Origin of the sequence: Shewanella sp. HL-SH4, assembly GCF_051164845.1 — a bacterium.
GTDB classification, from domain to species: Bacteria; Pseudomonadota; Gammaproteobacteria; order Enterobacterales; family Shewanellaceae; genus Shewanella; species Shewanella glacialimarina.
Genome location: NZ_CP195037.1, coordinates 2,435,099 through 2,460,581, shown reverse-complemented (window position 1 = coordinate 2,460,581; position 25,483 = coordinate 2,435,099). Strand labels below are relative to the sequence as shown.

At 43.9% G+C, this 25,483-nt stretch carries 19 protein-coding genes; 4 read left to right on the top strand and 15 right to left on the bottom strand.

What is annotated here, in order from left to right; translation table 11 throughout:
* Positions 1-59: 59 nt before the first annotated feature.
* From ACRWQL_RS11750 to ACRWQL_RS11740, 3 genes are all read right to left on the bottom strand, one after another.
* Complete coding sequence (locus ACRWQL_RS11750; protein WP_434950134.1) at positions 60-7,673, bottom strand: Ig-like domain-containing protein; 7,614 nt, start codon at positions 7,671-7,673, stop codon at positions 60-62.
* A 266-nt stretch (positions 7,674-7,939) separates the two neighbouring features.
* A complete protein-coding gene (locus ACRWQL_RS11745) occupies positions 7,940-8,515 on the bottom strand; it encodes a phage tail protein (RefSeq protein ID WP_434950132.1) in 576 nt (191 codons plus the stop codon).
* Positions 8,516-8,764: 249 nt separating this feature from the next.
* Positions 8,765-9,259, bottom strand: coding sequence for a GNAT family N-acetyltransferase (locus ACRWQL_RS11740; RefSeq protein ID WP_434950130.1), 495 nt, complete (start codon positions 9,257-9,259; stop codon positions 8,765-8,767).
* Between the two features lie 333 nt (positions 9,260-9,592).
* On the opposite strand from ACRWQL_RS11740, the gene yrfG reads away from it, so the two are divergent.
* Positions 9,593-10,267 (top strand): GMP/IMP nucleotidase, encoded by a 675-nt coding sequence (gene yrfG / locus ACRWQL_RS11735; RefSeq protein ID WP_434950128.1) that lies wholly within the window; start codon positions 9,593-9,595, stop codon positions 10,265-10,267.
* A 109-nt stretch (positions 10,268-10,376) separates the two neighbouring features.
* Here yrfG and ACRWQL_RS11730 read toward each other — a convergent pair whose 3' ends face one another.
* From ACRWQL_RS11730 to gspC, 12 genes are read right to left on the bottom strand one after another with little or no spacing between them, the layout of a single operon-like run.
* Positions 10,377-11,138 carry a type II secretion system protein N gene (locus ACRWQL_RS11730; protein ID WP_434950126.1) on the bottom strand — a complete coding sequence of 254 codons (762 nt, stop codon included), beginning with the start codon at positions 11,136-11,138 and terminating at the stop codon, positions 10,377-10,379.
* A gap of 9 nt (positions 11,139-11,147) precedes the next feature.
* Entirely contained in the window at positions 11,148-11,624 is a 477-nt protein-coding gene (locus tag ACRWQL_RS11725; RefSeq protein ID WP_434930879.1) for a type II secretion system protein M, read from the bottom strand.
* Between the two features lies 1 nt (position 11,625).
* A complete protein-coding gene (gene gspL, locus ACRWQL_RS11720) occupies positions 11,626-12,843 on the bottom strand; it encodes a type II secretion system protein GspL (protein ID WP_434950124.1) in 1,218 nt (405 codons plus the stop codon).
* A gap of 48 nt (positions 12,844-12,891) precedes the next feature.
* A complete protein-coding gene (gene gspK, locus ACRWQL_RS11715; RefSeq protein WP_434930877.1) occupies positions 12,892-13,881 on the bottom strand; it encodes a type II secretion system minor pseudopilin GspK in 990 nt (329 codons plus the stop codon).
* Positions 13,881-14,651: a type II secretion system minor pseudopilin GspJ gene (gspJ, locus tag ACRWQL_RS11710; protein ID WP_434950122.1), complete on the bottom strand. Its 771-nt coding sequence runs from the start codon at positions 14,649-14,651 to the stop codon at positions 13,881-13,883. Before gspJ ends, gspK begins: the two co-directional genes overlap by 1 nt.
* Complete coding sequence (gene gspI / locus ACRWQL_RS11705) at positions 14,632-15,000, bottom strand: type II secretion system minor pseudopilin GspI (protein ID WP_434927585.1); 369 nt, start codon at positions 14,998-15,000, stop codon at positions 14,632-14,634. The genes gspJ and gspI overlap by 20 nt, the downstream gene beginning before the upstream one ends.
* Positions 14,987-15,565, bottom strand: coding sequence for a type II secretion system minor pseudopilin GspH (gspH, locus tag ACRWQL_RS11700; RefSeq protein WP_434927586.1), 579 nt, complete (start codon positions 15,563-15,565; stop codon positions 14,987-14,989). The genes gspI and gspH overlap by 14 nt, the downstream gene beginning before the upstream one ends.
* A gap of 3 nt (positions 15,566-15,568) precedes the next feature.
* Entirely contained in the window at positions 15,569-16,003 is a 435-nt protein-coding gene (gene gspG, locus ACRWQL_RS11695) for a type II secretion system major pseudopilin GspG (RefSeq protein ID WP_434927587.1), read from the bottom strand.
* Between the two features lie 55 nt (positions 16,004-16,058).
* Positions 16,059-17,291, bottom strand: coding sequence for a type II secretion system inner membrane protein GspF (gene gspF, locus ACRWQL_RS11690; protein WP_434930873.1), 1,233 nt, complete (start codon positions 17,289-17,291; stop codon positions 16,059-16,061).
* A gap of 3 nt (positions 17,292-17,294) precedes the next feature.
* Complete coding sequence (gspE, locus tag ACRWQL_RS11685; protein ID WP_404829989.1) at positions 17,295-18,851, bottom strand: type II secretion system ATPase GspE; 1,557 nt, start codon at positions 18,849-18,851, stop codon at positions 17,295-17,297.
* Positions 18,841-20,976 carry a type II secretion system secretin GspD gene (gene gspD / locus ACRWQL_RS11680; RefSeq protein ID WP_434927589.1) on the bottom strand — a complete coding sequence of 712 codons (2,136 nt, stop codon included), beginning with the start codon at positions 20,974-20,976 and terminating at the stop codon, positions 18,841-18,843. Before gspD ends, gspE begins: the two co-directional genes overlap by 11 nt.
* 26 nt (positions 20,977-21,002) lie before the next feature.
* Positions 21,003-21,917, bottom strand: a complete 915-nt coding sequence (gene gspC / locus ACRWQL_RS11675; protein WP_434950120.1) for a type II secretion system protein GspC — start codon at positions 21,915-21,917, stop codon at positions 21,003-21,005.
* Positions 21,918-22,170: 253 nt separating this feature from the next.
* Between gspC and hslR the strand changes: the two genes are divergently transcribed.
* The 3 genes from hslR (at position 22,171) to ACRWQL_RS11660 (ending at position 25,275) form a co-directional block, all read left to right on the top strand.
* Positions 22,171-22,569 (top strand): ribosome-associated heat shock protein Hsp15, encoded by a 399-nt coding sequence (hslR, locus tag ACRWQL_RS11670; RefSeq protein WP_226412436.1) that lies wholly within the window; start codon positions 22,171-22,173, stop codon positions 22,567-22,569.
* Between the two features lie 48 nt (positions 22,570-22,617).
* Positions 22,618-23,478, top strand: coding sequence for an Hsp33 family molecular chaperone HslO (hslO, locus tag ACRWQL_RS11665; protein WP_434927591.1), 861 nt, complete (start codon positions 22,618-22,620; stop codon positions 23,476-23,478).
* A 234-nt stretch (positions 23,479-23,712) separates the two neighbouring features.
* Positions 23,713-25,275 carry a phosphoenolpyruvate carboxykinase gene (locus ACRWQL_RS11660; protein ID WP_434953371.1) on the top strand — a complete coding sequence of 521 codons (1,563 nt, stop codon included), beginning with the start codon at positions 23,713-23,715 and terminating at the stop codon, positions 25,273-25,275.
* Positions 25,276-25,483 lie beyond the last annotated feature (208 nt).

Genomic DNA, 25,483 nt, shown 5'->3' with positions numbered 1-25,483 from the left:
TGGGATTCAGACTCAATAAAAAAGGAGCTAATTAGCTCCTTTTTCACTTCTACAACCCTTTAAAAATGATAACGTAAACGGAGCTGGCCAGTTAAAATATCATTTGGCTCAATATCAACATATTGGTACCCCAGCCCTAAAGACCAGGATTTGGTCATTTGGTAATGAAATTGCATTCCAATATACCAATCAGTACCACTAAGCTCGGTCATTATATGGTTATTATTCATCTGGCTGGCAATATCGGCATTCCATCTAAATAAACCGACCGGTATCTCAAATCGCCAATCCTGATGCTCAACTAAAGTAAAACGCAGTCCTAGAGTTATACCATCAGCCAGTATCGGCGTAACCGATTTCAATGCCTGTTGATATGCCTCAGGGCTTAAGGTGCTGCCTTTAAGTTGTGCAGTGCCGCTACCAAAGTCAGAATAACCTAACTCAACAGCAAGAAAATTGTTCCATTGATAACCCGCACTCAAACCCAATGCAGTATCGCTATCATCAACATCAGTGACTTCAGTATCGTTTGGATATTGCCAATTTTGTATCTTGCTATCAGCATACGCTTGTCCAACAAACCCATCTAGATACCAGCTGTTGGCTTCTGCTGCATTAGCTTGCGCTGTCACACCCGTCAATAACACGCTGCTGATTGCTACCGCCAGCCATTTACCTCTACGCACTAAACCACCAAAAGCAAGTAGCACCAATCCGTACAAGGATAAGCTACCACCACCGGATTGATTATCGATAACAACTTCTTGATAAGCTTTAATGGTCACTAACACTTGCCCTGAGGCTTCGCCGCCAGCACCATCACTTATCAAATAGCTCACTGTATCAACCCCTTCAAAACCCTGTTTTGGTGTATAACGAAGCTGGTTAGATTCAATCGATACCGCACCTTGTAGTGCAGCACCACTGACTAATGTTAAGTTGTCGCCATCAATATCACTGTCGTTGCTTAATACGTTTAACAGCAAACTGGTTCTATCATCCGTATTAGCAATGTCATCTACCGTAGTAGGTGCACTGTTAGCGATAACGGTTACCGTCAGCTTGCTAGTCGATGTACCACCTTGTCCATCTGAAATACTGTAGGACAGTACGTCTATGCCGATAAAATCAGCATCAGGGGTGTAACTAATTTGTTGATTGGCTAAAATCACCGCATCACCAAAATCACTGGTCACATTCTGCACGCTCAAGGTATCACCATCGATATCGGTATCATTTGCCAGCACATCTATATCAATACTTTGGTTCAATGATAAAGACGCACTGTCTGCGTTTGCCACTGGTAAGTGATTATTGTTAAGCATCGCAGCAACGCCGCCTGGGTCTGAAACCGTGCTGTTGACCAGGCCATCATCATCGTTAGGGCCGCCGTCTTCTATGGTTAACTGCACACAATGGTAGCCTTCAATTAAGCCGGGCTGCCATTCTGCAGCGCCTGGTGGCTGACAATAACCGACAGAGCCCTGACTAGAGTGGATTGAATTGTTGGCATTTTCCACAAAGGTCACCCATCTTCCACTCATAAACTTACGATACACACCGTTTGCCGGTATGGGTTGTATTTGCGGAATAACGATACTAACAGTCATACCTGGTTTGGGGAGATCGCCGATTACAAAATCAAACAAGCCACCTGCTGGAATAAATGCTATTGGATCAGGGATGAAGTTATCGTCTGGTATCTGAAGACCTTGAGCACCATTACTTAGCGCCGCATTCCCTAAGTGCAAACACACACCCGGCTCACTTTCTGCAAGGAAGGTCTGTTGCGAACTAACCTGCTCTTGCAGCACGTTACACTCATTAATCCCATCCAGGTAATCGGCAATACCATCGCCATCGGTATCAGCAAAGCCCTCTTGATTATCTGGGATTAAATCACCATCACTGTCATTTCCTGTTAGTTCGGGCAAGCTGTCTTTCACCAATAAGGTTAATTGCACCTCAGTCGATAATTGCGGCGTACCATCATCGGTCACTACCAAGCTAATAGGGTAAATGCCTGCATCCAGCGCACTTGGGTCAAAGTAACTGCCATCAGCATCACTCTCTAACACCAACACACCTGTTGACCAGACCTCTGTAAGGCTATTTTGCAAATTCACATCTTGGCTTTTCGCCTTAATGTACACCTTTCCATCTTGCTTGCTCAATTGAGTGCGTGGCTCATTTGACTGAGTAACCTCGATACTAGCCGTCGGCGCAATGTTTGCTTCAGTAATCAATAAGCGGGTTTCACGCTGTCCGCTGAGATTCAGGCTTGGGTCTAAGCCGATGATCAGTTCTTCGTCCGCTTCCGTTATCCCATCATCAAACACGTTAACGCTAAAGCTTGCACTTAAACCAAAGGTTATCTCAAACACCCCATCGACTAAATCATGATCATTGCCATCACTACTGCCAGACACTGTATAAGGAATACTGACAGGATACTGCGGCGATGGCCCATTTAAGAATACGCTGAAATGTGCTTCACTGCCTTCAGCAACAGCTTGATTACGGCTAATGGAAATCAATGGTTTAACCGTCACTTTTTGTGGTTTAATCGCACTGCGACCTTGGCTATCAGTGGCTTTCCAGTAAGCTAAGTGCTCACCAGGAGCAAACAGTTGTTGAGTATTAACAAGCGACACAGCAAGCTTATTACCCGCTTTGTCCACCGCAGTTGCAACGCCTAGCTTAAGTTTAGTAAACAAACCTGTTGCGTTAGCGGTAATGTCGGCAGGGACGGTAATAACAGGCAAATCAGCAGAATTCTCACCGGTCACAAGCAATTGAACTTTGGCATTACTGCGACCTTTATTACCGTCGGAAATGCTATAACGCAATGTCACCGGGCCAACAAAATCGGTAGGCGCTAGGTATTTAAGCTGTGACGCTACAATTTGCACGCTACCGACATCGGCAGCTGCGCCATCAATAGTCAAGGTATCACCATCAACGTCACTGTCGTTGTCCAACACAGCTAAGGTATAGCTATTGTCCGTTGATAGACTTTGACTATAACTATCATCCACGGCTAATGGCTCATCATTTATAGCTGTAACATTGATGGTGATACTCGCGGCTTCAGAAGTTAATTCTGCATCTTTCGCGGTAAAGCTAATGCTGTCTTTACCATTAAAGTCTTTTTCTGGGGTATAAAGCCATGCCGTACCATGTTGCTCTAACGTACCTGACACAGGCATGTTAACTACATCATAGGTTAATTGATCATTATCTAGATCTTCCGCCGTAAGAATAATCATTACTGAACTATCCTCACTCAATGTCACACTGGCACTGTTCGCTATAGGCGCATCGTTGACATTAGTGACTGTAATACTAAAGCTTTGATCAGCAGTTAACCCTGCGACATCTATAGCACGAAGCGTAACCTCATGCGTGCCAACTTCTGCACTAGTAGGGGTGCCACTTAATACTCCCGTAGTAACATTAAAGCTTAGCCAACTTGGAAGCACGACTGCATTTAACGTTAGTGTGTCACCTGAATCTGCATCCGTAGCTAAGAATGTATAACTATATACTGATCCCTCTGCAATGCTGGTGATAGGCGTTGAGCCAATAATTGGCGCATCGTTGACATTAGTGACTGTAATACTAAAGCTTTGATCAGCTGTTAACCCTGCAGTATCAGCTACGCGAAGTGTCACTGCATGTGTACCAACCTCTTCATTAGTCGCAGTACCATTTAGTACACCAGTAGTAACATTAAAGCTTAGCCAACTCGGTAAGGTGAGCGCACTTAACGTGAGCGTATCACCAGGGTCGACATCCGTAGCTGAAAAGGTATAACTGTATACAGAACCCTCTGCAATGCTAGTGATAGGAGTAGAAGTAATGGTTGGTGCCTTGTTAGTATTAATAACGGTTAAATTAAATGCCGTTAAACTTGCAGACAAAGTACCATCGGACACGCTGATCACAATGCCATTGGTAACCCCTACATCTTGAATTGATGGAGTACCTGACAATGTACCCGTACTCGTATTAAATGTTGCCCATAACGGCTTATTGACAATACTAAACGTTAAAGTATCTGTCGCGGTATCCACTGCATTTGGCGTAAATGAGTACTGTGTATCTTGATCAATAGTCAATATTGGCGTGCCAGTAATGACAGGTGCGCCGTTTGGAATAACAGAGTTACTTGCAACAGAAGTATTACCCGCCCCAACACTGTTAATAGTCTGTACCGCAAAGGTATAAGCTATGCCGTTAGTGAGACCCGTGACGGTTAAAGGTGAAGCCGCTCCATTAGCAGTTAAACCACCAGGGCTAGACGTCACGATATAACCGGTAATGGCTGCACCACCAGTACTAGTAGGCGCAGTAAAACTCACACTAGCTTGAGCATCACCGGCTGTCGCAGTACCTATTGTTGGCGCACCTGCTACCGCAGCATTAACAGAAAAGCTCTGGCTCACCTGCGCTGCTGCTAAATAACTACCATTACCCGCTTCATTTGCATTTATGGTACACGTGCCTGCACTAATAAAGCTCAAGTTGCCAACACTGGTAACAGTACAAACACCCGTCGTCGTTGAGCTAAAAGTTGGCGTTAAGCTTGACGTTGCAGTAGCACTTAACGTTGGAGTGGTGCCGAAGTTTTGCGCGCCTGGGTTACTAAAAGTAATGGTTTGCGCCGCTTTAGGCGTAATAGCACCAGAGGCACTAGAGGCTGCACCAACACCCGCAGAGTTAGTCGCCGTAACGGTAAAGGTATAAGCTATGCCGTTCGTCAAACCTGCAACTGTTAATGGTGAGCTTGCGCCGCTGGCAGTCAAACCACCGGGGCTAGAGGTAACGGTATAACTAGTAATTGCAGCACCACCATTGCTAGCCGGAGCGCTGAAACTCACGCTCGCTTGAGCATCACCGGCTGTGGCAGTGCCTATAGTAGGCGCACCTGCAACCACGGCAGTGACAGAGAAACTCTGGCTCACTTGAGCTGCTGGTAAATAGACACTGTTACCTACCTCATCGGCATTAATGATACAGCTACCTGTGGTGACAAAGCTCAAGACACCACCACTAGTGATAGTACACACACCCGTTGTGGATGAGGTAAATGTCGGGGTTAAGCTTGACGTAGCAGAAGCACTTAAGGTTGGTGTAGTACCGAAGTTTTGAGCGCCTGGGTTACTAAAAGTAATAGTCTGCGCCGCTTTAGGCGTAATAGTACTAGAGGCTCCAGAGGCTGCACCAACACCCGCAGAGTTAGTCGCCGTAACGGTAAAGGTATAAGCAACACCATTGGTTAGCCCAGTCACCGCAATGGGTGAGCCTGCACCTGTACCCGTTAAGGCTCCGGGGCTAGAGGTAACGGTATAACCCGTTATTGCAGCGCCACCAGTAAATGCCGGAGCAGTAAAACTAACAGTCGCTTGAGCATCACCAGCTGTTGCTGTCGCCGCTGTAGGCGCGCCTGCCACTACCGCATTTACGTTGAATGAGCGCGTAACAGTCGCGGCGGCCAGATAGCTGCTACTACCCACTTCGTCGGCATCAACACTACAAGTACCCGCTGTCACAAACGTCAATGCGCCGCCACTGGTAATGGTACAAACACCCGTCGTTGTAGAGCTAAAGGTTGGCGTTAAACCAGATGTTGCCGTCGCGCTGAGTGTTGGCGTAGTGCCAAAATTTTGCGTGCCCGGATTGCCGAAAGTGATGGTTTGTGGCGCCTTAGGAGCTGCACTGTTTGAGGCTGCCGAGGCAGATCCAGTGCCAATGCCATTGGTAGCCGTTACCGTAAAAGTATAAGCCTGGCCATTCGTCAAACCCGTCACAACTAAGGGCGAACTTCCCCCAGATGCGCTTGCACCACCCGGACTCGACGTTACTGTATAACTGGTAATAGCTGAGCCACCATCAGAGCCCGGAGCGCTAAAGGTAACCGACACTTGAGTATCTCCAGCTGTAGCCGTGCCTATTGTGGGTGCACCCGGCGCAGCAAACACATTACTAACGGTAATTCCATTGCCAGCCAGATCAGCAATGGTCAGGGCTGAGTCTGCGCCTGGCGCCCAATCTTCCGCCGCTGCGAGATTGTAAGTAGTGGCATCAACGGAGCTGGTTCCATTTTTATTCAGGAGGGCATTAGTACCTGACTTATCCGTGGCGCTCAACGTGAATGTAAAGCTGGTGCCCGAGGTGACCTCAACATTGGCGGTATCCGTTAAGGTATAGGTGGTACCCGCTTCTCCCCTAAGGGTAAATTTATTCGCGATAATATCATCGCTACCACCAGGGCCTGAGCTGGTGAAGCCAGCCCCGGTAACAGCTAATACACCCGTAGAGGCGCTATAAAGTGCGCTGCTAATGGTCGGCAGAGGGACATTAGTCACCGTAATGTTATTGCCCGAAGAATCCTCAACATCGAGGGTTGAATCCGCACCTGCAGCCCAATCATCTGCCGCCTCTAAGTAATAGGTGGATATATCTGTCGATAATCCCCCATTTTTATTGGCGATGAGATTGTAGGCGGCCTTATCTGTTGCACTAAAGGTTAACAAAAAGCTGATATTGGAGGTTATTTCGACGTCACTGGTATCGGTTAGGGTATAACTCGCACCCGCTTCACCGTGGAGCGTAAATTTATTTGCCACTATATCATTGGTAGCGCCTGCAAACCTACTAAATCCAGTTCCTGACACCGTGAGCACACCGGTATTGGCGTTGTAAGCTGCCGTAGAAATTGTTGGCAAAGGTACACTTGAAACCGTAATAGCATTGCCGGTCAAGTCTGCCGTGGCTGGTGCATCGGCGATAAAACCTGCCGCACCGGCAAGGTTATAGCTAGTTCCGCTCGTAGAAGTGGCATTATTTTTATTGGTCAGAACATTAACACTGGCGCGATCAATTGCACTCAGGGTTAAGGTGAAACTGGTCGCGGAGGAAATCTCGACATCGGCGGTATTGGTCAATGTATAAGTAGCGCCGCCTTCACCCGTTAGGGTAAATTTATTTGCAACAACATCATTGGTCGCGCCGGCCGTTGCCGTGAAATTAGTGCCGGTTACTACTAATGCGCCCGTCGCGGCATTGTAAGTAGAGCTGGTGATGGTAGGGGCGGGAAGTACAGCATCTGCAATAACTATATTATTGATACTGTGAGCAGTAGCAGACTGATCACCTTTATAACCACCGGCAGAAATATACAGCCTAACCTGATCGACATTGTCAAAGGTGCTATTTAGCGAAACCGTTGTAGGATTATAGCCTACGTCATATCCCTCAAAGTCTACAGTGGCAACTTCAGATCCATCTCTATAGCCTTTAACGGTAATGGTAGTAGTGGACGACTCTCCCCAGTTTAAATACTGAAATGAGTTAATTTGAAATTCACTGCCATCGCTTGATTTAATCGACATGCCTTTCCTTTCAAAATCAGCATCCGTTAAGGCGGTATAGGCTCCACTCCCGTAAAAGCTAGTATTTTGCCAAGTTATGTTGCCACCAGTGGTGCCAGCGGTGTCTATTATATTGTGGATCTGAATGGTAACACCGGCTAAATCAGTCGACCCGCCTTGGCCATCTTGAGCTACACCTCCTACAATACCAGTGTTGGAAGTGAACGTGAGCGTTCCATTTGCGGCGTGTGCTGTCGGCGCATTTAATGCCAGGCCTGAGAACAGGAGCAATGCCATAAAACATCGCGTAAACAACTTTGGGAAAAAGACAAGATATGACTTGGGATGTCTATCGCGATATATAAAGGACATAAAAAACTCCATCAAAGCCCCTAAGCGAGCCAGTATTTAAGAAATAAAATGTTAAACAAGCCGAGTAAAGAACAAATATATAGGTCTTACTTAATTCAACCCTCTGTAAGGGTGATTAAAGCACTATTTAAACCTGGCGCGATTAAAGTACATCCCTGTACTTCTGTTTAATCACATGCACTTACTCTTCATTAACTTCTTGAAGGGTAAATACCTTGTAAAGCAATAATGTAATTCATACCTAAATATGGATTGCGAATTGGAAAAGATTGGCTTCCGCCAGTATGTTCAACAACCGCCGTCACAGTACCTGCAGCAATAGTGATAGGATCAGCTGCCGCCGTAGACCAAATAGCAGCACTAGCAGGACCGCCAGGCGATGCTCCCAATACATTATTGGTTGCCGATGGCGCGGTTAGAGGATTAGTTGGCGTACCCGCCACAGTAAGGTTTACTGATGCTGGCATTGTATTATGGGTATGGTTGGGGAGCTGTGCTTGTGTAAGAGTAACTTGTTCACTACCACCTTTCTCACCCCATCGAACAGTTGATAAGCCTGGACCAGCCCCCTCGCCTACAGCTACACGCGCACGTAAATCTGGTAACGCAAATGTGTTTCTACCATCACCGCCATAGGTTGTGCCTAACAGTGCAAACAGAGAACTATTTTGTGCCACAGACAACAACTGACCGTCACATAAGGCCCAGCCACGTGGCACGAAGTTGAAACCCACCATGCGGATTTCGCCAAGAAATGGTTCTGACATGTTTTCTCTCCTTAGATTATTTACGATTAAGTCTATTTAATCTTGCTTGTTTTAAACGTCAGGACTTGTGATATTTTAAGCACAAAACGCGTTACCTAAATTTATCGCTAATAAGCCCTTTGCGCTTTACTGCGTATCACCTAAAAACAATTACAATGATCCAAACGATACAAGTGTAGTAAACAAAACGACACTGCAAGGGTATAGGCATAAAAAAGATACATTGGTACTATATTTAAATAATGTCATTTATGTTCGGTATTGCCACTGCATGCTTTCATGAGTATCCGTAACACCTTGTATAGTAAAACCTTGCTGATAATAAAGTGCTTTCGATCTTGGATTATCTATTGCTACAGACAAGTAAATGGGTACTTGCCGCCCCTTGGCATCTTGCTTAAGCGCGTCTAAAACTGCGGTGCCAACACCTTTGCTGCGGCTGTCAGGCGCTATCACCAAATCGACAAGCCACAAATATTCTGGCTTAACCTCTAAGGTCAGCTTGCCAATTACCTGAGCTTGGCGGCACAGGATATAATCCATTACGTTGGGGAATTGATTTTTGTAGGACATTTGTTGAAGTTGATATTGCTGCTGCAGTAGCATATCAACTGTAACTTGGGGTAATCCAAGTTGATAGAAATCGCTACGGGTAGAATAAAATAGCTGCGCCATAATAAATACGTCATCATCACTGGCTGGGCGCACACAGATATTCAATAGTGGATTTAGCTGACTTAACATTAGTACTCCAAAAATAAGACATAGTTAGCAATTGAAGGTAGCTAACATACTTAACATAATGCTCTGGCGCACAACGTCAAAAAACACCTTGAAAATAGTGTTTATTCACATAAGGTCACCCTGCATTTTTAAGTAAGGTCCGAATTTAACTCCGAACTATTGTCACTATATGCTGTTAAATTTGTTAAATTGCGTTGAATCACATTGGCTAAGATAATGAATTTATACCCTTATCAAAGTGACGCTTAAACATTCAGCACGCTTATTGAGGCTAGTATATAAAGGAAGAATGACAAGTGATGGCTAAACTTTTTGTCTGCAAAGGATTTATTGATGTTTAACTGGAATAACATAGATACAGTGCTATTAGACATGGATGGCACCTTGCTGGATTTACACTTTGATAACCATTTTTGGCTTACTTTAGTGCCGCAGCAATTAAGCCAACAAAGACAAATTAGCCTTGATGCGGCCAAGCAATTAGTCGAAAACGCTTACCACAAAGTGGCTGGCACATTAGATTGGTATTGTTTAGATTATTGGCAGCAACAGCTTGAGCTGGATATTCTCACCCTGCATTATTCACTTGTTGAACGGATTCAAATGCGTCAAGACAGCATGCCTTTTCTTATGGCATTAGGACGTGTGAATAAAAAACGTATTTTATTCACCAATGCTCACCCTAAAAGTTTAGCGCTGAAACTTGAGCATACTGAACTGGCGAATGGTTTAGATGCAATGTTATCAAGCCACGAAACGGGTTACCCTAAAGAGCATCCGCAGTTTTGGCTAACGGCGATTGAAAAATATCAGCTTGATCCCGCCAGATGTTTATTTATTGATGACAGCGAGCCTATTTTAGCGGCGTCTAAAAAAGCGGGCATAGGGTTTCAGCTGGGTATAAAAAATCCTGACAGCCAAAAAGGCCATAAGCTATTTAATGATTTTCCGGCAATTGATGATTACCATCATTTATTAGATGACTTACTTGCAGGCCAACATCTATAACGCTAGCCAAGGTAGTATTGGCGAAATTGTCCATAACCTCACTGATGAAAAAAGGGCGCGAATGCGCCCTTTTATAATCAATACTCGAACTCTCAGCACTCGCTGAAACTTATAAACCCGGAATAGCACCTTGATAGTTAATCGGATAATATCCTTGGCTATCTTGCCTGCCCAAAAATGCTAACGCTTCGGTTAAATCTTTTGGCTGAGCTGCTGTAGGCTTTATTTTAGCGCTGACTTTAACCAAGTTATTTTCCGCCAACGTAATCGTGCCGACTAAACCTAATTGATTAAGTTGTTCGTCGGTATTCAATTGCACTTGGCCATCAATACAGCTAAGACCTAAAGCAATATTACCCAATGGATACTCGCCAAATTGATTGGTCAGGTGAGTACTGTTTAAAAACAACTTACCCGCAAGCTGCTCACACCAGGGCAGCCCCTGCTCTAGCTTCTCTACCATTAAACTAATGTCACCATTTAATTGCGCTCTAAACGGCAAACGTGCTCCCGCAACAATAAAACTATTGGGCGCATCAAAGCGTAAGTTTTCAACCTGTAAACCAGAAAAAGAGTAACTGATACTGCCTTTACTGCTGACAGCCGTTGCCCGCGTACCGATTTTAAAATCAATATCTGCACGGCCAATAAACAATGCCCACGGACTCAACTGCCAACTCACCTGTTCTAATTGGCGTTGATCAATACGCACCAGATCGGCTTTACCATCCCATAGTGTGCCGTCCACACCCGCAAACTGAATATTATTCGGTAATGGCGCTACGCTCACTAACAGACTGGCAGGTAAATATACAATCAAAAAAATCAAATACACCACTACAGCAATGCCAATTTTGACAAATAATTTCACAAACATTCCTTACTGAGACAACTGAATACGTCTGACATTAACAAAACCCGCCGTATCTGAATCTGATAAATCGACGCTATCTAACGTTAAACCTTTTTGATCAACCAAATTATGTAAATAGTCTAACAGCGAGTCAAATGGCACTTCGTCCATCCACAGTTGAATTTTATTATCCTGTGGCTGCATTCGAGTTATCTCTAAATTATATTGGCTGGCAGTTTGGTTCACAATCGAGCTTAAACTGCCGCTAGCTTGAACTTTCGCTCCGGCTTTTTCAAGGCCAGCTATCTTATTGGCTGTTTGCTTCACATAATTTAAGTTTTGCAACTCAGCATTATAATTACGCTCGGCTGTTTGTTGAGCATTTGAAATAGGCGACCATACTCCCCAATACAAAATACCAATCACCACAAACACACTACAAAAACCGACTAATTGTTGCTCTCGATGCACTAAGCCTTGCCACCAAATACGCAAATTATCCATCTTATTTGCTCCTCAAGGTTAGTGTGCTGGTAACACTGTCTTCATTACTGTTCATTGCACCGCCATCGAGCTGGAAGTCTTTACTGACAATGTCTTTAAATTTATCTAATTGGGCATAATTGTCAGCAACAACCTGCATCCTTAATTCATTACGGTTTGCATCAAAACGCAATGAGGTGGGTTTAAGTTGAGGTACACTGGAAAATGCGGGCTTCAACCCATCTAACATTTCAAAAAATGCTACTCCACCACCTTGACCTTGCATGCTGCGCAACTGGCTATTGATTTGGGAGCGAATATCCACAATACGATTAATGCTTGGCGCTACAGACTTAAATATCGCCTCACTTTGAATTTTCATTGCCGCTGTCTGATGATTTAATTGAGAAATCGCCAAACCTTTATTAACGAGCGCCAATACCAAAACAGCTACCATCATAATCGCAGCATTACGCCATAACATAAGGTGTTTGCTGTATTCTCGTTTTGGTTTATATGCACCTGATAATAAGTTAACCGGGGCATTCAAAATACCTTTGGCCAATACCATCATAGGGAGCTCAAGCGGCTTAGGTGACAGCGTTATATGGTTATCGTTAAAGGTTATTCCTTCACTATAACAAGCAACATCAATGCTCTGCTCGATAGCGGCACTTTTTTGCGCCTCTGCGACTAACTTTGGCAATGCTAAGTCAGTCCAGGCCTTAGGCAAACTGACACCAGCACCTTCGCCTGTTCGCAATAAATACTCATCACCAAAGCTCATAATAGCCCAACGACATTGCTCAAGGGGTAAGGCTAAGCAATCTGGCACAATGCGTTTTGCTTTTAAACCTGCATCCATTAACCATGTTAGCCATAATTGCATTTGTTGATGCTCAACCGCGACCACATTAACATTGTCACCATGGCGGGTTCCTACCACAAAATGCATGTTATCTACATCACTGGCAATGGACTCTTCCAGCATAAATGGCAACGCCTTAAGCGCTTGACGTTGGCCTTTTTCAGGTACCGCTATTTTAGTTAACGTCATACTTGCTGCTGGCACTAACACATCAACAGGTCGATTACCCACACGAGCTGTTAAGCTGTTAAGACTGAGCGCATCGGGTAATTCGCCTGAAGCAATGATTTCTTGCTCCTGCTCAGACCACACTAACCATGAACATGGGTGATCTGCTGTTTTACCTAATCGGATAAATAGCCTTTCAGACACTGTTATTCTCCACCAATCTCTTACCGCATCATGCGGTTGAGTTTGTTATTATTGTTGGCCACCGTACTGGCGAGTGATGACATCTAAATTATTGCCACTGCGCTTCAATACACTGTCCATTCTGAATATTGCATTATCTACTTTGGCACCTGAGTGCAGTAAAAAATAATCACTCGTAATCACAAAACTTGAACGAAGAGTCGCTTCAGACTTTATCCCTCTTACAGAGGAGTTATCCCAAAAATCTTCTATTTTTTCAAAACCATCTGCAGGCCGCTGGTTAATAATATTTTCGGCATCGGCAATAGAAATCTGATTATCCAACATGCCTACCATTAACGCCGCTTGTTCAACTTCAATAGTATTTACATTGAGCAATTGGCGATCATCACCGGGTATCGCACAAATATAGGGTAATAGTGTTACATATATATCTTGGGTAAAACCCAGTACTGCACGAAGCTCACTACGATGCTGCATTAATGTATTCGCTGCACGATACGGTACTTTTCGAGACTCATATTCGGCATCTTCTGCACCAAATGGACCCGATAAAGTATCTTCATCAATATAATCTTTTAGGGTATGCGTTAAGCGCTCTGCACCAAACTCATCCATGCCTAGGGCAATTAATAACCCTTGAAACTGCTTAGCCGCCAAGGTTAATTTTGGCTGCCCATTTTCAACTTCTTTTGACTCAAGCCCTACGGCATTCAAGTTGAAACAGGCACGCATATCTTGTATTTCACCGGCAATTTGGCCGTCTTCAACAGGAAAAATCACGTCGGCTAATGCCCAATATTGCTGGCGATGAACGATATTACCGTCGGCATCTTCAAAGTCTTGTTTGAGCACTTTCATTGCCAACTCTTCGCCGGACAGGGCATACCAATAAGCCTGATCATATTGCGCTAAATTAAGTGTACGACGCATGGAAAGCTGGTTGCGACTGGTAATGTTAGTGGCAATTGTGACTACCACAGCAACAATTAAAATCACCACTATCATGGCTACGCCCTGCTGCTTATGACGCCCCATCAACCTCGTCCACCATCATTACCATTGCCGACATTACGGCCATTATCATCAGTCCCGTCACCATTATTCGTACCATCGTCAACTTTATCTTTGTCTGACTCATTATTACCGTTTGATCCATTATTAGAATCATTTTTGTCGCTAGGTTTGGGTGCTGATGCGCCTTTGGGTAATAAAAACTGGCGTTGAATTTTTCCTAAACCCTCAATTTCCAGGTTAATTGCAATTCCTTTTGGCATGGTGGTGCCATCGGTTTTTCGCTCCCATTTATCATTAATATAAAATGAATATTCTATTGATAATACATTTTCAATAATAAGTGTTTTTAATGGCTCTGCACCACTTTCAGGCTCTGGGTAAGGATAATACCAACGCTCTAAGCGACCACCTTGAACAACATAGGCAACCGACTGGATACTGCCTCGGGGTAAAATACCATCAGGGTTTAACCAACCTAACCGATAAAACACCAATGCTTCAGTTTCTGACCCTAGTAGGTTGTCACCACTTTGAAAATAACTGTTACTGCGTTCACCATCTAAGCCGCGAAATGTACGCGCAACTATTTGACCCAAATCTCGCTCAATTGCGCCAAAACCTTGTTGTAATGCTTTTAAACGAACGGAGAAAGCCTTGGTCACTTCGTCGTTTTTCATTACGGTCGATAACACTGAGTTTGCTGCAAGGCCGATCATCGCAAAAATAGCGATAGCAATAAGCATCTCAAGTAAGGTAAAACCTTTATGGCCTTTAACCGCGGTTGTGAACATAACTACTCACTTGTGCCACTATGCGGGTATAACGTTGATCTTTACTCACACTGACTCGGATCATTCTGAAATTATCATCGGTGGTTTTTATCACTTCTTGACGCCAATACCACTCTTCACCTGCCAGCTCTACTTGGCCATCTTTTGAACCAATGTCGGGAAACTTGTCTGGCAAACGCGCCTCAACCATTTGATTACTGGCAACCCATTGCCCTAAGGTTCGCTCTTCTAAAATGGGCATATTAGCCATTTGCTCGCCTAAACTTTTTGTGACTGACACAGCTGCAATAGAAAATACTGCTAAGGCGACAATCACTTCTAGTAAGGTCATGCCTTTAGAGTTGTTCATCAAAACGCCCTATCGATAATCGCCCTAATGCATCACCCACAACTAATACATCAATAGGTTGTCGGTTTTCATCGTTTATTGAAAAGTTCAGCTCAAATGGGGTCATCTCACCGCTTGGAAACAACAGAATTTGAGGTTCAGGATTTTTCTTTTTATCTTCAGCACTGGGCTCGTCAATAAAAGGCTCATCAAACCAGGAGTCTTGTTGCTCATCCTCTTGGTCAAGAGGCATACCATCTAACACTAAATTAAGCGTCATTCCTGGCGCTAAATCATGAACAGATAACAGCTTATCTTGCTCTATGGGTTCCCATTTAGCATCTTTATAATACACAAATTGGTATGCGCTTTCGTCAACCACTATGCCAATGAATTGGCCACTTAACACGGTTTCATCGAGTACTAATTCTACTGCAGCCATAAAGCGTTGAGCTTGCTTTTTTAACTCTTGTTCAGGCCCAGCACTGCCCATTGATAGGGTGACAGCCGCAGCGGCTAGCCCCATCAATAATGCAACAAGCAAGACTTCTAGTAGCGTAAAACCAGATTGACGATATTTTTGCATGGTTTATTGGAAATCTTGTAAATTCCAGTTACCGATATCATCTTCAGTACCTGGTTGACCATCTGGGCCTGCGCTAAAAATATCTAACTTGCCGTTTTCACCTGGGCTTAATAATAAATATTCGTTGCGCCATGGGTCCTGTGGCAAACGTTTTACATAGCCATCATCACGGTAGTTACGTGGTTCTGGCGATGATGACGGTTTTTGAACCAATGCATCTAAACCTTGATCTGTGGTTGGATAAACACTGTTATCTAGCTTATACATGTCTAATGCGTTTTCGAGTGCAACGATGTCAGATACCGCTTTTTGCTGATCAGCTTTATCCTTGTTACCCATTAAGTTGGGAACAACCATTGAGGCTAAAATCCCTAGAATAACGATAACAACCATGACCTCAAGTAAGGTAAAACCACGTTGTTTGGTGTGCTTTTGCATTGAATACTTCCTCTAAAACAGTGTTGTTAATATTATGTGGATTAAGGCTTTAGCATTAACCGCTGATTAAATTGTTGAGTTCTAAAATAGGTTGTAAAATTGCCATTACAATAAATAACACTACACCTGCCATGCTAACAACAAGCAGCGGCTCAAATACGCCGATAGCAATATTAACGTTAGATTCAAATTCACGGTCTTGGTTATCTGCCGCACGTTCTAACATATTTTCTAGCTGGCCACTTTTTTCACCCGAAGCGATCATATACAGCATCATAGCGGGAAAAAGCTTAGTGTTGGTTAATGCTGCGCCTAAACTGGTACCTTCGCGCACTCTAGCACCGGCATCATCAACGGCAGCACGCACTTTCACATTTTGCAGTACTTCACTGGCAATACGCATACCATCTAATAATGGCACCGCACTAGCGGATAAAATACTTAAGGTTCGAGCAAATCGTGCGGTATTGATACTCTTACTGACCTTACCAATCACAGGAAGTTTCAATAGTAATGAATCAAACTTCATCCGCATTGCTGGCTGAGTTAATAAGCGTTTAAGTACAACAAACAAGGCGACAATCACGCCAACAAGAATAAAACCGTAGTTTTGCACAAAGTCAGAGGCAAGAATTAAAAACTGGGTTGTGCCAGGTAACTCTTGTCCCATATGTTCAAATTGACCAACCACTTTAGGTACGACTGCGGCCAATAATACCGCAATGACGCCAATGGCAACCGTGGTCAGTACCGCAGGATAAATCATCGCCTGAGTCAGTTTTGATTTCAATTGTTGGCGGCGCTCGGTGTAATCGGCTAAACGATTTAACACTACTTCTAAATGGCCCGATTTTTCACCCGACGCCACCATAGCGCGATATAAGTCATCAAATACATGGGGGAATTCCGCCATTGAGTCAGCAAGGCTATAACCTTCGACCACCCGTGAGCGAACCGCCATAATCATATTACCTAAACGGGCTTTTTCAGATTGTTGCCCCACAGCTTTTAAGGCTTCTTCAATAGGTAAACCCGCGGCAACTAAGGTGGCAATTTGTCGGGTAATTAACGCCAATTCCGCGACAGAAATACGTTTCTTAAATAAGTTACCAAAACTAAAACCGCCACTTTGTGAACGAGCCTCTTTGTCTGCCACTTGCTGTATTTCTACCGGCATTAGGCGTTGTTCACGTAATTGACTACGGGCATGACGCGCCGAGTCGGCTTCTATCACCCCTTTTTGTTGCTTGCCTTTTTTATCAAGGGCTTTGTATTCAAACGCTGCCATTGATTATTCCTCGCGAGTGACGCGTAGTACTTCTTCTAATGTAGTTAAGCCTGCCAGCACTTTACTCATGCCGTCATGACGAATACTTGGGATGGTTTTACGGACATATTTTTCAATGGCTAACTCACCACGGCCACCGTGAATAAGTTCACGCACGTTATCATCAACCACCAGCAGTTCATGAATGCCGGTACGGCCACGATAACCATTTTCGCCACAGGCTTTACAACCTTTGGCGCGGAATATAACCCGTGTGTCATTGGCGGTTATGCCTAATAATTCACGTTCACGTTCATCTGGCACATGCGATTCTTTACATTTAGGGCATAAGGTACGAATAAGTCGCTGCGCTAATACGCCCAGTAAACTAGATGAAACCAGAAAAGGTTCTACGCCCATATCTTGCAGACGCGTAATCGCACCAGAAGCGGTATTGGTATGTAAGGTTGAAATCACTAAGTGACCCGTAAGTGATGCTTGTATGGCAATTTGTGCGGTTTCTAAGTCGCGGATTTCGCCTATCATTACCACATCGGGGTCTTGACGTAATATGGCGCGTAAACCTCGGGCAAACGTCATGTCGACTTTATTGTTAACCTGAGTTTGGCCTACACCTTCTAATTCATATTCGATAGGATCTTCAACGGTTAAGATATTGGTGTCTTTGGAGTTGATTTCAGTCAAGCCAGCATACAAGGTAGTACTTTTACCTGAACCTGTGGGACCGGTCACCAAAATAATGCCATGGGGCTTACGAATAAGTTGATCGAATTGCTCGCGAATACCGGGTGTCATGCCCAATTGCTGTAAATCAAGGTTACCGGTATTTTTATCTAACAGACGCATCACCACACGTTCGCCATGACTCGACGGCATGGTCGAAACACGCACATCGACCGCACGCCCAGCAATACGCAGCGAAATGCGTCCATCTTGTGGTACACGTTTTTCGGCAATATCTAATCGTGCCATCACTTTAATACGTGACACTAGCAAAGAAGATAACTTGCGGTTTGGTTTTAAAACTTCCTTCAACACACCGTCAATACGGAAACGGACAATAAGTTGTTTCTCATAGGTTTCAATATGGATATCAGAGGCTTCTTCTTTAATGGCTTCGGATAACAAAGCGTTAATCAACTTAATGATTGGCGCATCATCATCACCTTCGAGCAAATCCTCTGTTTGAGGCAACTCTTCAGCTAAGGTAAACAAGTCCATCTCGTTACCAATATCTTCCATAAGCTGTTGTGCTTCTGACGAATTGGCCTGATAAGCTTGGGTTAACTTAGCTTCAAAAGTGGTTTTTTCCAATTTGAATAAGGGTAAATCTTGTCCTGTATAACGACGCGCCTCAAGCATGGCTTCAATAGGGGTCGCCTCAGTGTAAAACAACGACAACAGCTCATCTTGTTTAGCCAGCACCAATTGAAAACGGTGGGCAAACGTGAACGGTAGTCGCTCTTTGCTATTAGAGTGGAAGACCTCATCGCCTTCCACTTCTAGCGCTAACTCTTGAGATGCCTGCGCCAACGGATCCGCTGCGATATCAGTCATCATTTTGCTCACTATCATTTAGATCATTTGTTTGCTTGCTTTCATTAATGCTTCTTAATGCCGGGTCAGTTTCACGCATTTGGGTTTCTAACCCTTTACCATTTTTATAACGTTCAAGTACCTGGTTAACGTCATCCGGAACATAAGTGTCTTGATCCCACTCGTCCAAAATTGGCACATTAGAGTCAGGCATTAAGTTAATACCGCCACGTTGCTGTTCAAGTTGCAGTGCACGGAAATAGTTATACTTACGACCGGCTATGCCTTCCATGGTGATACCGTCACGGATAATGGTTGGCTTGATAAACACCATTAGATTTTTCTTTTTCTTACCGCTTGAAGACGATTTAAAGAGATGACCAATAATAGGTAGATCACCTAAAAACGGCACTTTTTGCACGCTTTCTTGAACTTCTTCACTGATTAAGCCACCCAGTACCACAATTTGACCAGAATCAGCCATAACAGTCGTAGTTAAACGGCGAGTCGCAAAGGTCACATCAACACCGGTTTTACCGTTAATGCCTGACACCTCTTGCTCAATCGTTAGCTTAACCGAAGTCCCTTCGTTAATTTGCGGTACGACTTTTAATTTAACGCCCACTTCTTTACGTTCAACGGTTTGAAAAGGGTTACTGTTACCATTACTGGAATTTTGGCTGCCGGTTAAAATAGGTACTTCATCACCAACAATAAACGAGGCTTCTTGGTTATCAAGGGTGGTGATTGACGGCGTTGCCAATACGTTTGAATTTGTATCGCTTGATACCGCTTGAATAAGTGCTCCAAAGTCACCCATAGCAACGCCCCAGGCCATACCATTTACTTTGCCTAAAGCTTGTGCAAGTAAAGTAATATCGCCCTGAGAACTTGGGTTTTGACCAATTACCTCACCTGTACTTGGATTAGTAATAAAAGTACCTTCTTGTTCGCGTGCATTCCATATACCTGCACCAATCTCACCAATCGTTGGGCCTAGGTTATTAAACTGAGTACCGCCACCGGCTTCGGTAACCCATTGAATGCCAAAACCAACATCATCGCCTTCGGCAACTTCAACGATAATGGCTTCAACCAATACCTGTGCTCGGCGAATATCGAGTTGGTTTATCACGCTTTCGATAGTGCGCATTTGATCGGGTTCAGCACTGATCACCAAGGCATTGGTGTCAGCGTGGGCCATAATATTAATTTCGCTACGGCGCTTACTGCCACCAGCTTGTTGAGCACCGTCTTTGTCACTTTGTAAATTTTGCGCAAAACCGGTTAATACTTCGACTAAATCTTCGGCATTGGCATAACGTAAATAACGTACTTTGGTATTACCAGTATTCGCTTGTTCTGCATCTAAACGTTTAATTAACTCAACTACGCGTTGACGGCTTTTTTCATCACCGCTGACAATCACAGCATTGGTGCGCTCGTCGGCAACCACTTTAGGTGCTTGGCCAGGTAGTTGTGATTGATTAGCACTTGAACGGTAAAGTGTGTCAATGATGCGAACAATTTCACCCGCCGAAGCAAACTCTAATGACACCACTTGAACTGCGGTATCACCTTGTTTGTCAACGCGGCGAACAATATCCACCAACTTGTTAACAACAGCGGCTCGCCCCGAAATCATTAATACGTTTGATGGGTCATAGTTAACAACGTTACCGCCACCCGCGTTATCATTTAATTGGCGCAATAGCGGTGCAAGCTGCTTAGCTTCGGTATTGTATAGCGCCACAATACGCGTCACCATTTCGTCACCTAAACCAGGAGTAGAGTCATCAGCAACACGAATTGCAGCAGTTTTAGCGTCTTTATCTTTAATGACTTTAATGACATGGTTTTCCATTTCAACCACGGCATAACCATATACTTGCAGCACATTGAGGAAAAACTGGTAATACTGATCGTCATTTAACAGATCATAACTACGCACATTAATTTTACCGCGCACGGTAGGATCGACAATAATAGTTTTATTCAGGTTTTTACCGACAATATTAATAAACTCTTGTATGTCAGTTCCTTTGAAGTTGGCAGCATATTGTTCCGACCAAGCGCCATGGGAAGCGAGCATCGCAGCACCAGCAATCATGCCTGCAATAATCTTGTGTCGAAGTCCTTTGTTATTCATTATTCTTATTCCCCTAATGCCACTACTTATTGTGGCAAGCTAAACATGATTTCGACCAATTGTCCTTCGCGTTCGACCATCACCGACATTTCTGTCAGTTCAGACAACTGCGCCATCACTTCTAATGCCTGACTCATTTCGGTCAGATCAAATCCGTTAATTGATTTAGCTAAATCACTCGGTTGGAACCCTGCCTGTTTAAACAGTTCCGCATCTTTACCTGGATTTAAACGATACCCGGCTATTTCTCCGTCTCTTTGAACGGGGGAAATGGCAATATAATCGGTAATTTTACTTGGGTCAGACAGCAACTCATCACGTGAATGAGCCAATTCAGCAGAAAGCTCACTGTTGCGCATGTCCACTTGCCTAACATCACGCGAGTTAATTTTAGCCTGCTGGAGCTGCTGATTAACATTACTTTGCGTGGTGTATGCCAAGCCATCTAACATCAAGGTTTCATAGCGCCCCGAGTTAGTAATAATGATGCGGTCGGCGTAGACTTCTTTAAGTGAAGCAGACGTCCCTTTAATTTTATCGCCAAGGCTGTAGGTCTCTTGGTTGCCGCTAGATTCAATAACAGCCAGGCCATGTCGCTCTGATGTTGATGCAACCACACCCGTTAATAAAATGGATAAATTGGTTTTAGGTGCATCAGTGATTTGCTCAACAACCTCTGCCTTGGGCCGACTATTATTGTTATCAACTTGACCAAACAATAATAAATTGCGCACAGCATCAAGCTCCACACGCTTGGCGGAAGAGGCCGACACAGGAGAGGGTTGCCAATTTGCCTGATTATCAGACACGGGCATTAACTTCCATGTAATTTGTGCAGCAAGCAGCAACACAAGTATAAGACCTAAGCCAAAAACGATATTACTCACTTGCTTGTGAGGAATAACGGCCGCTTTGGTGATCAGTTTATCTAATAAATCCATAGGTTTTGGACCCTCTATACTTTTACAGTACAGGCCTCTGTTTTATGTTGTAATTTAGTTATAGCTTCTCATGCTAACTCACACAGCAATAAGCAACAAGCCCACAGCAGATCAATTGGCGAAATACGCCCAAATATGCTAACTTTACGCGCCTGAAAAGGGTGTGAGGCCTGCCGCTTTTTACGATGATACTTTATCGATATGACGGTAAAATGAATCAGCTTGTGAACTCAGTCCAGTTTATGGAGGCGCTTTGAAAGACAATAAGTCCGATAAATCCACTATTAGGCTCGACAAATGGCTTTGGGCAGCTCGTTTTTACAAAACCCGCGCATTAGCCAAAGACATGATTAATGGCGGCAAAGTACATTACAATGGACAACGTACTAAATCCAGTAAGAATGCTGAGCTGGGTTGTAAAATACGCATTCGCCAAGGTCACGACGACAGAGAGGTTGTTATTGTAAAGTTATCGGAGCAACGACAAGGTGCTGAAATTGCCCAAACACTTTATCAAGAAACCGAACAAAGCATTATTAAACGTGAGTTTAACGCCGAAGCAAGACGATTGAACATGCTAAACAATCCGGTTCCAGACCATAAACCGGATAAAAAACAGCGCAGACAGCTTATGCGCTTCAAAGAATTATAGAATTAGACGATTAATCAATTAATCGACTTATTACAGAAGAGATACGTGATGACTAACGATATATTACACCGCTACCTGTTTGATAATGCTGATGTCCGTGGTGAAATTGTTCAATTACAAGATTGTTACCAACAAGTACTATCCGCCCATGATTATCCTGTAGCGGTTCAGCATTTATTAGGTCAATTGATGGCAGCAACCTCTTTACTGACAGCCACAATTAAATTTTCTGGTGATATCAGCGTCCAGTTACAAGGTGACGGCCCAGTATCATTAGCGGTCATTAATGGCAATAACAAGCAAGTATTACGCGGCGTTTCACGCTGGAAAGGTGATATTGCCGCTGATGCTAGCCTGCAAGATATGATGGGCAAAGGCTATATGGTGATAACCCTAACACCGGATGAAGGTGAGCGTTATCAAGGTATTGTGTCATTAGACCACTCGAATATGGCGGCCTGTTTAGAAGAATACTTTAACCAGTCAGAGCAGCTACCGACTCAAATTCAGCTTTTTGCCAACGGTCAACAAGCGGCGGGAATGTTGTTACAGGTATTACCTTCTAAATCAGCTGAAAATGAAGACTATGAGCACTTATCAGCAATTACTGCCACAATTAAAGCTGATGAATTGTTCACCCTTGACGCTGAACAAGTGCTACATCGCTTATATCATCAAGAAGAAGTGCGTTTATTTGATCCTGTAAATGTGACATTTAAATGCAGTTGTTCACGCGAACGTACCTCAGCAGCTATTCGTACTATTCCACAGACTGAAGTGGAGCAGATTTTAGCTGAAGAAGGTAAAATTGATATGAACTGCGAATACTGCTCAATAATGTACACCTTTGACCGCATCGACATCGCCTCCATTTATGCCATAAGCCCAAGCAACGACACTGCACAGTAACCTCACCACGTAAAAAAAGCTGAAAGGGTTTCACAAAAAAGGCGCTAAATGCGCCTTTTTTGGTCTTTGTTCTCAGCAAAAAATAGACAAACCTGAAAAACTTTCAAAAAAATTACCAAACTGTTCGTTACCCCGCTTACAACATACGTTACAATCAAGCATCTGAACGGCATAGACATATAATAATAGTCTTTCAGAAAACCTCTTTCTTATGCTTTAGAGCGAAAACGACCTATAAAATTGGAGATTTACACTATGGCGGATGTATCAAACCGCGTTCACCTTAATCCGACAACTGCGCAACTTGTTGAAATAGCGCTTCTTCGTGGCGAAGGTCAACTTACCGCAAACGGTGCATTAGTGGCAAAAACGGGCGAAAGAACAGGACGTTCACCTAACGATCGTTTTATTGTTAAAGAATCAGGCTCAGAAAGTGAAATTGAGTGGGGCAAAGTTAACCGCCCATTTGATGCAGGAAAATTTGATGCGTTATGGGGCCGTGTAGAAGCTTACCTTGCAGATAAAGAATTGTTTATGTCTGAACTTGAGGTAGGCGCAGATGATGACCATTATTTACCGATAAAAGTCACTACCGAATATGCATGGCACCAGATATTCGCACGTAATTTATTTATCACGCCAGAAACCTTTAACCGTGGCAACAAAGACGTTTGGCAAATAATCAATGCGCCAGGCTTTGTTTGTGTGCCAGAGCGTGATGGTACCAACTCTGAAGCAACAGTTATTCTTAACTTTGCTGAGCGTAAAGTGCTGTTAGCGGGTCTTAAATACGCCGGTGAAATGAAGAAGTCGATGTTCTCGGTGCAAAACTTCCTACTACCAGCTAAAGGCGTGCTACCAATGCACTGCTCGGCAAACGTAGGCCATGATGGCGATACTACCCTGTTTTTTGGTTTATCAGGCACAGGTAAAACCACCTTGTCAGCCGATCCAAAACGTTTCTTAATTGGTGATGACGAACATGGTTGGGCACCGGGTGGCGTGTTTAACATTGAAGGCGGCTGTTACGCCAAATGTATCGATTTAAGCCAAAAGAATGAACCTGTTATTTGGGATGCTATTCGTTTTGGTACCGTGCTTGAAAACGTCGTATTAGATGCTAACCGCGTGCCTGACTATTCAGATACCAGCTTAACCGAAAATAGCCGCGCAGCTTATCCACTTGAGCATATTGCCCAACGTAAAGAAGAAAACTGTGGCGCAGAACCAAACTCAGTGGTGTTTTTAACCTGTGATGTCTCTGGTGTATTACCGCCAGTTTCAATACTGACTAAAGAGCAAGCTGCCTATCACTTCTTGTCTGGTTACACGGCTAAAGTGGGTTCAACTGAAATGGGCTCTACTGCTGCGATTCAATCAACGTTTTCAACCTGTTTTGGTGCGCCTTTCTTCCCTCGCCCAGCGGGCGTGTACGCTGAATTATTAATGAAGCGTATTGAATCATTTGGTAGCCGAGTGTACCTCGTTAATACCGGTTGGACAGGTGGTCCACATGGTGTTGGTAAGCGTTTTGACATACCAACAACTCGCGCTATTGTTGATGCTATTGTTAGTGGTGAACTAAAAGATGTTGAAACAGTTCATATCGACAAATTGAATTTAGCGGTACCCGTTGCAATTACAGGTGTTGATAGTAAGTTACTTAACCCAGTTAACACTTGGGCTGATAAAGCTGAATACGATAAGTATGCCCAACAAATTGCCCAAGAGTTTGCGGCAAACTTTGTTAAATACGATGTGTCAGATGCGATTAAAAATGCTGGACCTAAAGCTTAACTCCCCTTGCTTTAGGTTACTATTTTAACCGCTGATAAGCCCTAACCTAGTTAGGGCTTATTTTTTACCCTTTCACTACCCGTTTAAACCTGTCTCACCAACAACCTATTCTGATTAACATCATCTGACTTACCCTATTAAATAGGCTATTGGGTCAATTCTCACCGACCGCTATAGGTGTACCTGATTAGCCAAGTTAATAACTTTG

What these genes read in the sequence shown, in the direction of transcription:
- ACRWQL_RS11725 (WP_434930879.1), bottom strand. Translation starts at nt 11,624, where the DNA reads ATGGATAATTTGCGTATTTGGTGGCAAGGCTTAGTGCATCGAGAGCAA.
- yrfG (WP_434950128.1), top strand. Translation starts at nt 9,593, where the DNA reads ATGTTTAACTGGAATAACATAGATACAGTGCTATTAGACATGGATGGC.
- gspJ (WP_434950122.1), bottom strand. Translation starts at nt 14,651, where the DNA reads ATGTTCACAACCGCGGTTAAAGGCCATAAAGGTTTTACCTTACTTGAG.
- ACRWQL_RS11740 (WP_434950130.1), bottom strand. Translation starts at nt 9,259, where the DNA reads ATGTTAAGTCAGCTAAATCCACTATTGAATATCTGTGTGCGCCCAGCC.
- gspD (WP_434927589.1), bottom strand. Translation starts at nt 20,976, where the DNA reads ATGAATAACAAAGGACTTCGACACAAGATTATTGCAGGCATGATTGCT.
- ACRWQL_RS11750 (WP_434950134.1), bottom strand. Translation starts at nt 7,673, where the DNA reads ATGGCATTGCTCCTGTTCTCAGGCCTGGCATTAAATGCGCCGACAGCA.
- gspG (WP_434927587.1), bottom strand. Translation starts at nt 16,003, where the DNA reads ATGCAAAAGCACACCAAACAACGTGGTTTTACCTTACTTGAGGTCATG.
- hslO (WP_434927591.1), top strand. Translation starts at nt 22,618, where the DNA reads ATGACTAACGATATATTACACCGCTACCTGTTTGATAATGCTGATGTC.
- gspE (WP_404829989.1), bottom strand. Translation starts at nt 18,851, where the DNA reads ATGATGACTGATATCGCAGCGGATCCGTTGGCGCAGGCATCTCAAGAG.
- gspH (WP_434927586.1), bottom strand. Translation starts at nt 15,565, where the DNA reads ATGCAAAAATATCGTCAATCTGGTTTTACGCTACTAGAAGTCTTGCTT.
- gspI (WP_434927585.1), bottom strand. Translation starts at nt 15,000, where the DNA reads ATGAACAACTCTAAAGGCATGACCTTACTAGAAGTGATTGTCGCCTTA.
- gspF (WP_434930873.1), bottom strand. Translation starts at nt 17,291, where the DNA reads ATGGCAGCGTTTGAATACAAAGCCCTTGATAAAAAAGGCAAGCAACAA.
- gspC (WP_434950120.1), bottom strand. Translation starts at nt 21,917, where the DNA reads ATGGATTTATTAGATAAACTGATCACCAAAGCGGCCGTTATTCCTCAC.
- gspK (WP_434930877.1), bottom strand. Translation starts at nt 13,881, where the DNA reads ATGGGGCGTCATAAGCAGCAGGGCGTAGCCATGATAGTGGTGATTTTA.
- ACRWQL_RS11745 (WP_434950132.1), bottom strand. Translation starts at nt 8,515, where the DNA reads ATGTCAGAACCATTTCTTGGCGAAATCCGCATGGTGGGTTTCAACTTC.